Genomic DNA, 12,719 nt, shown 5'->3' with positions numbered 1-12,719 from the left:
CAACGCACTCAACATGTGTAGTGTGCTGTCTGTAGAACAAGAATAACAAGAGTAGTGGAATTCACCTAAAGTTAAATTTACTGTTATAGTTTACCGTGGTGATTTAAGAGGCAAAAAGATAGACGAGAATCTAGTACACTCGTCTTTGTTATTTTCTACTTATTGAAAACCATAAACCAAGCTCTTTAGTGAAATTTACTGCATATTTAAAGTCATTTACTATAATTGCACTCTTTGTTCCGAACTTTATATCGAGTAAGCCCAAGTCTCTAAATATATTATTTCTAAATTCAACATCTTCCTGTGGATTCAAACAAGCAATTAAGATACTTATTGCGATAATTATATTTGCCCCTGATTGTGTACTACCATCACCTGACGCAATCATATTGATACTCTTCAATATCTTTTCATTATCATACTCAATGATGTCACCTAAAAAGGCAATGTTTTTATTTCCTTTTAACTTAATATTAAGAATCCTATTATCAATACTTATTTCAAGATCACTATAAGGGTAATTAAATTCTACTGCGTAACTATTCCATCTTTCTTGAAATTCGTTTAAGCTCACTGCAAGGCTATCGCTTAATCTAATTTTACGATCATATTCATTCAATCTTAAAAGATAACAATAAAATTGGTTAGACATTACTACACCTCTTTCATTGACGATATATCGCAATTGGTGTAACTGCAATTTCAGGAAATGAAATAGATAGTCCAGACTTTTCAATATCCCTTAAAGCATCGAAAACAGTCTGCAATCCTTTTTCAAGGTCATTTTGATTAAAAGACAAATCCACTGCATCAGTAGTTTTGTTAGGGATAGATGCAATTTGTGCAAACATATACCAATCATCTTGCGGTGCTGTGCCATACTTGTATATAATATTTTCTATGCTTTCTCTTAAATACAGTTTATTCAATGTTCCTACAAACCTAAAATTAGGTCTTTCAACAAACGGAATGTTTTTAATAACTACCCTATCATTATAAAAGTTTTTTAAAAAAACCTGCAATGCCTTCTTTATGTCTTTCGGTAGATTATATTCATTTATTCTTTCCTGTACCATTTTATTTCTTTGTGTTTGGTTTGCCTTCTCGAATTTCTTATCTGCTGATTGTTCACCAGTTATTACAGACTTCAATATATCATCAAAGTTTTCCAAAATTCTTTGCATATAAGTAAAATCATTTATGATAGTTTTCCCTTTCACCAATATAAATGAAGTTGAAGTTAAGTTTCCTGCCATCTTGTCGGGATTGGATATGTTTTCAATTCCAAAATCACCTGGAATATTAGTTAACAGATCTTTTTCGTTTAATGATGATTCAGCAAGGTTATATAGGTAATCATGCATAGTATGGCTTTCAGTAGCTTGATTCTGCCAAAGAAAAGAACTTTCACTCCCAACTTTCAATATTTTCAAGAAGTCTACTCCTGCATTTATTTTACTTTCATCTCCGTCAGTAACCGTAGTAGAAGTACTTTCTATTAAACCTTTATTAAGTTGAGCAACAATGGACTTCAGTCTCTCTGTATCCATATAGATAAAATCTCTAAATAGATTTTCCATTCTATAAAACTCTCCCATCTGCATTAAGTAGAATTTTTATAAATTTAATGATTCTATCATGCGTTGAAATCGATGCCATTTAAAGGTAGTAATATAAGTCACCTATTGGACTTTTGACGGCATTCAGGTGACTTACTATTGTACTTAGATACTAAGTTCACTACTAATAGAAAAACTGGGGTCTGCCCCCCAATTTGCAGACCCTAAAGCAGAAAAATGAAATTTACCTGCTTTAATTTGTCTAAAAAATTGTTCCTTTATCGACAATAAGTAAATATGACTAAGGCTTCTTTATTCCTCAAAAAAATCATTATCTAATCTTTTGGTTACAAAAATTTCTTCATTTGTAACTCCAACATCGTATTTAAACATTAAATCAGTTAATTGTTGACCATCAATCAATATTACCCGTTTGTCTATTGAATTAGCATAATCATATGCGGTCTTGGAAAATGCTGCAGTTGTGATAAAGATGCCTTTTGACGCCTGTTTTCCTACAAGACTACCAACAAATGTTTGAATCTCTGGTCTTCCAACTGTAGAATCTTTTTTCCACCTTTTAGCTTGTAAATAAATCATCTCTAATCCTAAGACATCCTCTTTAATAATACCATCTATACCCTCGTCTCCGGTTCGTCCAATAGCCTGACCAGCATCCTTTACAGAACCGCCATACCCCATCGAAACTAATAGTTGGACAATTAAACGTTCAAAAAATGCTGGTGAGCATTCTAATATCTTCTCTAAAATAGCATCCTGAAGTTCCTTTTTAAGGATATTATAGTTTTCATCAATGATTTCTAAGGGAGTTTGTTGTTCATTACTAGGTTTTTCATTGTCAAATGTTGATTCATTATTCTTATTAATGAATTTATTAAAGCTCGGGTAACGAGTTAAAAATTTCTTATCAATACGAGTAACATTTAGATTATTTATTACATTCATTCCTTCTTCAGTAATACAAAAAACCGCTCTTCTTATAACTTTAATTAGCCCCGCCTTACTCAAATAAGTTCTTGCCCAACCAACTCTATTATGTAATAAGGTTTGCTTACCGCTTGGTAATGTCTGGGAAACTTCTTCTTCAGTTAAATTAAAGTGTTCTGCTAATTCAATATAGAGATCCTGTAATCGATGTTCTTTCCCATCTTTCAACATTTGTAGAAATGGATACATAAACTCTTGATAGCCCGGAACAGCCATTTAATCACCCCTTAGTCAAATTCAATCTCGTTAGCATGTTTTAATACGTTTGAATAGTGTTGTTGTTCTTTTTGGATTCTATTAGTTTCCTCTCGTTCTTTCATGAGCATATACTCATTATATTTCTTATTAGCCTCTTTCACAGCCAAAATTAACGTATCCCTATGATAGTTCTTTACCTCTTCAATCGTAGTTCCGTCTAAAACTATTTTATTTGATACAACTCTTGCAATTCCTGGGCGGTGCATCAAAGTAAATCGTGGAGGTCTATTCCAACATTGTACAAAAATTTTCGACCAAGTATAGTCTGGAATCCTATTCAATTTGAAAGGAACACTATATAATGCAGATCCTGGAGTTCCATCATTCCTTGGGATAGTTACCTCATCGGTAATTATACCTTCTATCTTTACATCTTTACCTTCTTCTTCAAATACTATTTCTTCAGCTTTGACTCCCATTCTTTTGGCAAGTTGAAGTCTAGTATCAACATTTTGCTTTTTTCTTATTGTTACATTGCATACCGTCGTTAATAGATCTGTGTAATTCTGTTCAAACGATGCACTTCCTATTGGTTGGCTTAAGTCCACATACATATTCCCCTTAATAAATTCTGGAGCGACTTTATCCCATTCCCCACCAACGTAAATTGGAATGAATTTTTTAATATGTTGATTTGCTAATATGTTTGATGTTATAATTTTTGCCTCATATCCACTTCCACCAATTCGGTTATCAGCTTTTGTTTTGTACCCCTCAGAACATATAATCAATACATAGTCAGATTCTTTAATAGCCCTCTCCATGTATAAAGCTAATTCATCACCAGGTCGTACATCCCACTGGTCAATAGTAACCTCTAATCCATCATTTTCAAGTTTTTCACCAAGATCGTTCACTAGCTTTTTATGTTCTTCACTTTCCCATGAATAAGAGATAAAAATCCTTTTCAACATATTCACTTCCAATCCCCATATATATTCATTAGTTAATTAAATTCTTCTATCCTTTACAAGCCTCCAGTAATGATAGCCTAAAGCTGTAAGTTTACAAGATTTTGAATTCATTGCAGCAAAGTACATATGTTCTTCATCAACCGGAACTACTAAGCCTACTCCTTCGAGTTTTTGTAGTTCTTTAAAAATAGATACATTCTCTTCATTTGCATATGGCTCAATTACTTTATGCTCTATATTGGGAGAATTGGTATCTTCAAAAGAAGGATCTAATCTATACTCTTCTTCTGGACTCGGAAAATATTTTACTAAGTTTCTAATTGTTGTTACCGGAACTTGTGGAATCACTGTTCGTAATGATGTAAATCTTGAAATGTTAGTTTTAAATACTGGTCTTTGATCCCACGGACCCAAAGCCTGATCAATATAAGCATAAATACTTCCAGGTGTGATATGCCCTCTTAAATCGGCAGCCCCACCTTTTAAAGCATCCAATAATAACGTTGTAAAAACGCCCTGCCCATTTACCTCAAGAGAGTACTCATAATCTCTACTTGCAGTTAAAATAGTAACACCCTCGGCAATTTGGGTAGCATTAGCTCCACTCACTCTTGGAGTACCTAGTGCCCCTGAATGACAACAATCCAATATTATGATTTTATCCTTTGCTCTTGAGTTATTTGCTATAGTAAGTATTTCATCCATTGAAACACCAACATCATGTGGTCGCATATCAGGTGTTACAATATATCCACCTACATCATCTATATAACCATGTCCTGAAAAGTAAAGTAATGCTGTATCACTTTCGCCTTGAAAAAGTTCATGGATCATTTCCTTTAGAATTGACTTAGTAGGAACATCTGTATTCAATCTAACGTCAAAATTTGGGGAACCATCACCGTTATTCTCTATGATACTAGCAAATGATGTAGCATCATTTATACACCCATGAAGCGGTGCAGAAGGATAATTATTAATACCAACAACTAATGCTTTTCTCATCTAAGGGAATCTCCTTTCCTATTACAACGTTTTAATCCAGTTCGCAATGTTATCCCATGTCCAATTAACAATTCTTACACCTTCAAGCTCTGTTGGTAGACTTGTAGGCTTATCGTCTTTATAACCCCACACTCCTCTGGTAGGGATTTCTTCTTCCTTAGCACATTTCACTTCCCATAACTGGCCATCAGCCTCTTTAGTATTTTTAGTAACTATAACCAATACACCATCACACCCCTTTATTCTAGTCCTACAATTTGTTTTCCAGGCTGAATCCCAAGGCTTTTTTACAGACATATCAACAAATTCAAATGGTGAATTATCATTTCTTGCTTGTCCTACCAAAAAGTCTCTTAAACTCTGATCTTCCATTGCAAAACTTATAAACACTCTTTTTTTTGACATACAAATTCAATCCTTTCTATTTTCAAAATTCATTTTACTGAAAGCGTATGACTTAATTGTTAAATACAGTATATAACATCTGCACCAAAATTCCAAGTAAAATCTTTTCAAAAAATAAATAAGCACTGAAATTAATCAGTGCTATCAGATTGGCAGTATCCTTTTTTGCAAATGGAACTGCCTTCTTAATATAAACAGTAATTCACTATCATAAATCCTTCACAACTTCTTCATCCAAAATTGCTTTTCTCTTCTCCCAATCCGGCATCAAAGAATAAAGCATTTGATAGAAGTTTTCACTGTGATCGTTGTACTTAAAATGAATGAGTTCATGTAGAACCACATAGTCGATACAGTATTTCGGTGCCTTTATAAGTTCTGAGTTCAAAAGAATTGTATTCTTATCGATTAAGGCAGAACCCCATCGTGCTTTCATCAACCTTATATCAATTTCTGGTTTCTCTACTCCGTATTTTTGTACCAATGGATACATTTTTTCAAGCGACGCATTGAATGTTATTTGGGCTTTTTCTCGATACCATTCGTCCAGCAGCTTTGCCTTTCGGATAACATTATCAGTGTCCTTCACATACAAATAGATGAAGCCACGGAAGTATTTTACCATTTCTTCTTCCGTTGCCTTCTGAACCCGTAAGCGATATTGTTTTCCCAAATACTTAAATGTCTCGCCACTTACATATTCTCTTTCACTTTGCTTTAAAGGCTGAACGTCTTTAAATTGCCCCACATTTTTGAGAATCCACGAGCCTTTTGATTTTACAAAATCAGAAATAAAGTCTAACGGTACTCTGTCATTTGCAGTAACCTCTATCGTCATATCCGGTTTGACATTGAGGTTTACATTTTTCACGTTTTTACGTTTCAGAACGAAATCAATGACTCTATTTGCGTACTCGATCTGATGTTTTTCCATTCTAAAACCTACCTTAGTAACGTCTTAGAGCAACCGTTTTGATTTGCTCAATGATCTTATCAATCGTATCAAAGTCAATATCTATATTGTGCTTTTCTTTAAAATCAAAGAGAAGATCATCCAGTTCTTGTGCAATTCGATTATGAATCTCCAAATTATCATGCCAATCTACTTTTTGATGTTCCCTTATGATATTATCCATTTCGGATGCCAACTCACCTAACGTATTCGTGTCATAACTTGCAGCCGTTTCTTTCGTTTCACTCAAAATGTCCTTTGTAACGCCATAAAAGGCTTGTGCATTGCGATTTTCTTTAATCACGTTAGGATATTGTTCCGTTGTTTGACCGCTCTGATAATCCTTCATAATATCCTTCATACGGTTCAAATATTCAGCTTCGGAGATCCTTTTGTCTCGATATTCTTGAATGGCTTCTTGTATTCGTTCGGAAAACTTTTTGTAGTAGGAAGGATTTTCGTCCCATTTTGCATGAACACTCTTTGTTAAACGAGTCCGAATCGCATCGGCTTTCGCACGTTTGGAACCAAGTCGTTCTATCTCCTCTTCAAAAGCCTTTGTATTTAAAATATCAACTGGATTAGTAATACGAATGACTTCCTCTGCAGAAATGTAGTTATCCATCAACTTCTGCATTTTTGCCTCATATTCTTTATGGTCAATCGTATCCGAATACCTTAGCTTTACAGTTTTTCGCAAATCCTGGAAAAACTTGAAGTCTTTTTTGTATTTTTGCAGTTCTTCAGGTGGTAAGGCATTATAGATTTTTTCCGATTCTAAAGCAATACTAAGATTTCTTCCAAAATTACTTAAAACGTTGTAAAAGCCTTCTCTACGTTCTTCATCTTCCAACCATACCTCATACTCTTCCCTATCATTTTTGTTCTTAATCGGTGCAAATATTTGCAGTAAATCGGAATAGTATTGCCTTAACGAACCAATGATACTAATAACATCATAAATCGCACCTTTTAAATCTTCAGGATCGAAGTTTTCCAACCCTGCTCCAGAATACATCTGCATCGCTTCATCCAATTTGTCCAACAGACCACGGTAATCAATGATTAATCCATAATCTTTTCCTTCATAAAGACGATTGACCCGGGCTATGGCTTGTAACAGTGTATGTTCTTTCATTGGCTTATCGACATAAAGCACCGTCGCTCTTGGCGCATCGAAACCCGTCAGCAATTTGTCCACGACAATCAGCAAATCCAGTTCGTCGCCGTTTACGAATTCATCTTTGATCGCATCCTCATATTTTTCAGGCGTTCCGTAGCGATCCATCATTCGTTTCCAAAACTGCTGGACTTTATCTTTCGATTCCTGATCTACTACTTCATGTCCTTCCCGTTGATCAGGCGGGGATATGACAACGGCACAGTTCAAATCACCCAGTTCCTCAAAAGCCTCAAGATAGCGTATCGCTTCAATTTTACTATTGGTGGCCAACATCGCTTTGAATTGGCTTCCTTGTGTTTTATAGTTTTCTACAAAATGTTTGTTAATATCTTCCGCAATTAAATAAATTCTCTGTTCCGAAGAAGCAAGTTTTTCATATTTGCTCCATCTTTGCTTTACTTCCTCTTTTTGCTTGTCATTCAGATTGCGTGTAATCATTTCTAAACGATGATCGATCGCCTTTTGATTCACCGATTGTTCCACCATTTTTCCTTCATATAAAAGGGGAACGATCGCTTTATCCCGAACACCATCGGCAATTGTGTATTTATGAATGAGTTTGCCGAATTTGATCAATGTGTTCTTTTCTTTTTTCATTAATGGTGTCCCCGTAAAGCCGAGATAACAAGCATTTGGGAATACTTTCTTCATTTTTAGATGAAGCTCGCCATATTGAGTCCGATGTGATTCGTCCACTAAAACAAAAATATCCCTTGATTCAATTGGCTTTTGTTTGGAAGACGCAGTATCAAACTTATGAACTAAAGTCGTGACAATATCAGAATGGTTATCATTTATTAAATCTACTAAATGACTTCCAGAAGTTGCACGATTTGCTTTTAATCTTGTATGGCTGAATGTTTTATGTATTTGTTTATCCAATTCAACTCGGTCCGTTACGACAATAACTTTCGGATTGTAACCTCGCAGCTCAGATAAAATATACTTGGCCAACATCACCATCGTTAGTGATTTCCCTGAACCTTGTGTATGCCAAATCACGCCGCTTTGACGATTGCCGTTTTCATCTCGTTCTTCAATCGTTTTTATAATTTCTTTAATGGCAAAGTATTGTTGATAACGGGCTACTTTTTTCACGTCTTTATCAAATAAGGTAAAGAACTGGGTTAACTCTAGCAAACGCTCGGGGTGAAACAGTGAAATGATGTTCTTATCTTGCATGGTTGGCAGTCTGCCTTCCACTGTTTTATCCAGCCAGTTCTGCAGCCATTCCGCTTTTTCTTCTTTCCAAACAGACCAAAACTTCTTCGGAGTATTGCATGTTGCATATTTGGTTTCATTTTTATTAGTGGACATCACAATTTGAATAAACTTAAACAATTGTGGCACATAGTCTTTTCCTTGATTGCGAATCATTTGACTGATTCCTTGATTCATAGAAATTGACGCTTTTTTACATTCAATGACGGCAAAAGGAATCCCGTTCACAAACAACACAATATCCGGCCTTACAGTACCGCGCCCATCCATGCGCTCTACTTCAAATTCTTCCACCACATGAAACACATTATTTTCGATGTTATTCCAGTCGATATATTGAATGGTAAACGATTTTTTCGATCCATCCGGCAAAAACTCCGTATAGCTTCTCCCGTTCATGATGGTCTCATAAATCACTTCATTCGTTTTCACCAGTCCATTTGTCAAAGGCTCATCTAAATCACGAATGGCTTGGCGAATATTGGATTCACTAAAGTTATAAATTTGACCTTGATACTCATAAGAATTCAACTCTTTTAGCTTTTCCTCTAAAACGGTTGTCAACAATACATGATGTAGGTTTCCCCTCATTCTTTCTGCTTCTTCCGGTGATAGGTATTGATATCCTAACTTCTGTAATACCTCAATTGCCGGACCCTGGCTTATATACCGTTCATCATAACTCTTCTCCCTTGCCATCCTCACACCTCCTGTTGAAAAAATAAGGGAAGAGTAAGGTGTTTATACCTTTACTCGGACTTTTCCGGTTAAAAGCAACTGCATAAGGCCTTTCTTTTGTTGTTTTATTTGTATTAATTCATTCTGTAAGAGATCTATTTCTTTATCAAAAAGAGACAATAATTCCGCTACAGCTTTCTGTTCATCATAATCCATTGGTAATCTGCATTTTAAACTATAAACATCATTTGAGTTCAATGATGGTAAGGCTCCTACATTTGAGAATCTACTTAATTTCATGTTAAGTAACAAATAATAAACGTAGTTAAAATCAATATTTTCCTTTACAATTAAGGCCATCATATTGTTGTCAATACAAGAATCATATTTAAGTATTCTTTTTCTCTCCAATAAAAGTGCTGCTCCTACTTTTGCAAAAATAATTGAATTTTTTGGAATGATGGTTGCTTTTATTTCTGAGCGAATCTCTTCGTTAATATAATTATTTGCATTTAACATATACTTCTCATTTTCTTCATTATTCATATCAGATACTTTGAAAAACGGATACTTACCACTTATTACATTTTGATATTTTTCAGGAAAAGCACTTCCTCCTTTTAAAGTACCTAAATCTTTTATTCTTACTTCTTTCCATTTTCCTTTAAACCCAGGCAATCTCACTTCACCCGTCAACAACTTCTGCATTAACCCTTTTTTCTGCTGTTTTTTCTGCTCAATTAGCTTTTCTTTTAGTTCAATCGCCTTGTCCCATGTGGAAAGGATGGAAGATATTTTCCTTTGTTCCTCTAAAGGAGGATATTGAACTTTTAAATCTTTAAAATCATTATATCCAATTTGTTTACCATCCCTGATTCCATAGATAACTGAATTTAGCCTTGTGATAAAGTCCTCTTTTTTGAATAAGTATTTGTAAAAGTTTCCATCTATTTCTATTTCGTTTTTTAGTACTGTATATGCAGGACTAACAAGTCCCTCAAACTTAGAGTATTCTATTCCTCCTTGAAACGAACGAAGACTTATTACAAAATCTCCAGGTTCTACCTTTTTATAATTTTTCAGACTATCCATATCATATTTAATATCAATATCCAATTGACTTCGAGGGATAATACCTCTATCTTGTGTTGCAGATAATACTTCTAAATTTCCCTTATGATTTTTATTAGTATGATTACTAAATATTTCTCCAGCTTTTAGTACTGACCAATCCTTAGGTAATAATCCAATACTCGTCTTAATATATTCTTCATTCACGTATTTTTCACTTTTGGTAAACTGATTCATCTTTTCACCTACAATCCCAACTCTTTCAAATACTGTTCCATCTGTGCTTCGACTTCTTGGAGTTCTTTTTTAATTTTCGCAATGTTTTCCTTCACGGCTTCCATATCGACCGGTTCTTCTTCTTCAAAGGTGTCGACATAGCGTGGGATGTTCAGGTTATAATCGTTTTCTTTGATTTCATCCAATGTTGCGACATAGGAGTATTTATCGATTGTCTCCCGTTTCTCATAAGTTTCGACAATTTTTCGAATATCCTGCTCTCTTAATTTGTTTTGGTTTTTCCCTTTTTCGTAGTTTCCTTCACTAGATGCGTCAATAAATAAGACATCTTTACGTGTGCGGTCTTTTCGGAATACCATGATACATGCAGGAATACCAGTACCATAGAATAAACCTTCAGGTAATCCAATGACGGCATCTAATAGATTCATATCAATAATTTGCTGACGGATTTTCCCTTCACTTGCACCCCGGAATAAGACTCCGTGAGGTAGAATGGTAGCCATACGTCCGTTTTCCGCTAAGGAATACAGCATATGCTGGACAAAGGCATAATCCCCTTTTGAACTTGGTGGAACTCCCCACTCAAATCTTCTATATGGATCAAGTCCTGGTTCCATTTTGAATTTCTTATCACTTGTTCCTTCACCAGCAAAGCCCATCGCCCATTTGTCTAATGAGAAAGGAGGATTGGCCACGATGATCTGGAATTTCATTAGTTTGCCGTCTTCCAGATGCAACGGGTTGGCGAGTGTGTCGCCCCATTCAATTTTCGCATCATCGATGCCGTGCAAGTACATGTTCATCAAAGCTAATGAGTGAGTGGCACCATTTCGCTCCTGTCCGTAAATGGCAACTTTCCTGCTCGGTACTTGTTTGGCCACTTTTATCAACAAAGAGCCTGAACCACAAGTTGGGTCATAGATACGGTCATTTTCTTGCGGCTTAACCAGTCGGGCAAGCAGTTCTGATACCTCGGCAGGCGTATAGAATTCCCCGCCTTTTTTCCCGGCATCTGAAGCGAAAAGGCCAATCATGTATTGATACGCATTTCCGACAATATCTTCATTGCCCAATTGCGATGGGCGAAGGGAAAGCTGTTGAAAATCCTCCAATAAGGAACGAAGCATGGCATTCCGTTCTTTTGCTTTGCCGAGAATAGCTTCACTGTTAAAGTCGATATTGCGGAAAACGCCACGCAGCTTGCCGGTGTTTTCATTTTCAATCCGCTCTAATGCTTTATTAATAATTTCGCCAATTTCAGGATCGTTCCTTTTACTATATAAATAATCAAATGTGGATTGTTCATCCAATACAAATCGTTCTCGTGACAATGCACGCTGAATCCGCTGCTCATTTCCATCATAACGTTTCGTATATTCTTCCAGATGTTCCTTGTAAGTGTCACTCAAGTACTTGATGAACAACATGGTCAGAATATAGTCCTTATATGTTGATGAATCAATTTTTCCTCTAAAAGTATCGGCAGCTTGCCATAGCACACTGTTAATTTTATCCTGTGTTATTTGTTCAGCCATTTTTTCTTTCCCCCTGCTTCAAAATTTGTTGGACAATCGTTTGAAAATACAACTCTTTTTCTTCCATCAATTTTTTGTAAAGCCTTTTTTCCTTTTGGTGGAGCTGATAAAGCTCGATCAGCGTTTTTTGCTTGGAAGTGGGCAAAAGTTCAAAAGGAAGATTTCTGATGACATGCTGATTGGTGCTGGGAATCCTGCTGCCAGCTTGCGAGCGTTCTAATTCCTTCTTTACATTTGATGTATTCAAATACCAGGCCAAGTATTGAGGCAAAACTTTTTCCTGATCCACCTTTATAATCGCAAAATAGGATGGAATCAGTAAACCGGTATAGTGCTTGTCTACATATACAGCCGTATACGGCTGGCTCAGCCGCATCAGGACATCGCCTTCTGCAGTAAAATAATGGTCATCCAGCTTATCATGACTAATAAACGCTTCAAACGAATCATTTTCGATGAATCCGTCTTCACTTATATTTTTGAGTGAGAGGAGACTGTATGTAGCTTTTGCTTCATATGGCATTTCCGCTTTCTTTCTGCTTAGAACAAGGCCGGTTTGTATTTGAGCAATATCACCAAGTTGCATGTTACACCTCCCATTCGAATGTTAAATCCATCATTTGACTTATTATTGTCAAATACAGTATATAACTTTTTGATTGGTAGAGTCAATCTTTATTTCGTGATGAA

The 12,719-nt window shown here is 35.6% G+C and carries 11 protein-coding genes; all 11 read right to left on the bottom strand.

Annotated features, from left to right (window positions below; genetic code table 11):
• Positions 1-148 precede the first annotated feature (148 nt).
• Positions 149-652, bottom strand: a complete 504-nt coding sequence (locus MKY81_RS07005; RefSeq protein ID WP_041844912.1) for a hypothetical protein — start codon at positions 650-652, stop codon at positions 149-151.
• A 13-nt stretch (positions 653-665) separates the two neighbouring features.
• Positions 666-1,580 (bottom strand): DUF6414 family protein, encoded by a 915-nt coding sequence (locus MKY81_RS07000; RefSeq protein WP_021837197.1) that lies wholly within the window; start codon positions 1,578-1,580, stop codon positions 666-668.
• A gap of 291 nt (positions 1,581-1,871) precedes the next feature.
• A complete protein-coding gene (locus MKY81_RS06995; protein ID WP_341117264.1) occupies positions 1,872-2,783 on the bottom strand; it encodes a restriction endonuclease in 912 nt (303 codons plus the stop codon).
• An 11-nt stretch (positions 2,784-2,794) separates the two neighbouring features.
• Entirely contained in the window at positions 2,795-3,739 is a 945-nt protein-coding gene (locus MKY81_RS06990; protein ID WP_021837196.1) for a toll/interleukin-1 receptor domain-containing protein, read from the bottom strand.
• A 36-nt stretch (positions 3,740-3,775) separates the two neighbouring features.
• Positions 3,776-4,744, bottom strand: a complete 969-nt coding sequence (locus MKY81_RS06985) for a caspase family protein (protein WP_021837195.1) — start codon at positions 4,742-4,744, stop codon at positions 3,776-3,778.
• Positions 4,745-4,765: 21 nt separating this feature from the next.
• Positions 4,766-5,149, bottom strand: a complete 384-nt coding sequence (locus MKY81_RS06980; RefSeq protein ID WP_021837194.1) for a TIR domain-containing protein — start codon at positions 5,147-5,149, stop codon at positions 4,766-4,768.
• A 208-nt stretch (positions 5,150-5,357) separates the two neighbouring features.
• Positions 5,358-6,083 carry a M48 family metallopeptidase gene (locus tag MKY81_RS06975; protein WP_227139817.1) on the bottom strand — a complete coding sequence of 242 codons (726 nt, stop codon included), beginning with the start codon at positions 6,081-6,083 and terminating at the stop codon, positions 5,358-5,360.
• 13 nt (positions 6,084-6,096) lie between these two features.
• On the bottom strand, positions 6,097-9,204 hold the full coding sequence (locus MKY81_RS06970) for a type I restriction endonuclease subunit R (protein WP_341117261.1): 3,108 nt from the start codon (positions 9,202-9,204) through the stop codon (positions 6,097-6,099).
• Positions 9,205-9,246: 42 nt separating this feature from the next.
• Positions 9,247-10,461, bottom strand: coding sequence for a restriction endonuclease subunit S (locus tag MKY81_RS06965; protein ID WP_341117259.1), 1,215 nt, complete (start codon positions 10,459-10,461; stop codon positions 9,247-9,249).
• 38 nt (positions 10,462-10,499) lie between these two features.
• On the bottom strand, positions 10,500-12,029 hold the full coding sequence (locus MKY81_RS06960; RefSeq protein WP_341117258.1) for a type I restriction-modification system subunit M: 1,530 nt from the start codon (positions 12,027-12,029) through the stop codon (positions 10,500-10,502).
• A complete protein-coding gene (locus tag MKY81_RS06955; RefSeq protein WP_326241313.1) occupies positions 12,022-12,615 on the bottom strand; it encodes a restriction endonuclease subunit S in 594 nt (197 codons plus the stop codon). Before MKY81_RS06955 ends, MKY81_RS06960 begins: the two co-directional genes overlap by 8 nt.
• Between the last annotated feature and the right edge of the window lie 104 nt (positions 12,616-12,719).

The sequence above is a fragment of the Heyndrickxia sp. FSL W8-0423 genome (assembly GCF_038009395.1).
In the GTDB taxonomy this organism is placed as follows: Bacteria; Bacillota; Bacilli; order Bacillales; family Bacillaceae_C; genus Heyndrickxia; species Heyndrickxia sporothermodurans.
Note: the sequence above shows the minus strand (reverse complement) of the source record. Positions and strands in the feature narration are given on the sequence as shown.

Excerpts from the sequence above, each read along its gene's own strand:
- MKY81_RS07005 (WP_041844912.1), bottom strand. The coding sequence starts at position 652 with ATGTCTAACCAATTTTATTGTTATCTTTTAAGATTGAATGAATATGAT.
- MKY81_RS07000 (WP_021837197.1), bottom strand. The coding sequence starts at position 1,580 with ATGGAAAATCTATTTAGAGATTTTATCTATATGGATACAGAGAGACTG.
- MKY81_RS06995 (WP_341117264.1), bottom strand. The coding sequence starts at position 2,783 with ATGGCTGTTCCGGGCTATCAAGAGTTTATGTATCCATTTCTACAAATG.
- MKY81_RS06990 (WP_021837196.1), bottom strand. The coding sequence starts at position 3,739 with ATGTTGAAAAGGATTTTTATCTCTTATTCATGGGAAAGTGAAGAACAT.
- MKY81_RS06985 (WP_021837195.1), bottom strand. The coding sequence starts at position 4,744 with ATGAGAAAAGCATTAGTTGTTGGTATTAATAATTATCCTTCTGCACCG.
- MKY81_RS06980 (WP_021837194.1), bottom strand. The coding sequence starts at position 5,149 with ATGTCAAAAAAAAGAGTGTTTATAAGTTTTGCAATGGAAGATCAGAGT.
- MKY81_RS06975 (WP_227139817.1), bottom strand. The coding sequence starts at position 6,083 with ATGGAAAAACATCAGATCGAGTACGCAAATAGAGTCATTGATTTCGTT.
- MKY81_RS06970 (WP_341117261.1), bottom strand. The coding sequence starts at position 9,204 with ATGGCAAGGGAGAAGAGTTATGATGAACGGTATATAAGCCAGGGTCCG.
- MKY81_RS06960 (WP_341117258.1), bottom strand. The coding sequence starts at position 12,029 with ATGGCTGAACAAATAACACAGGATAAAATTAACAGTGTGCTATGGCAA.
- MKY81_RS06955 (WP_326241313.1), bottom strand. The coding sequence starts at position 12,615 with ATGCAACTTGGTGATATTGCTCAAATACAAACCGGCCTTGTTCTAAGC.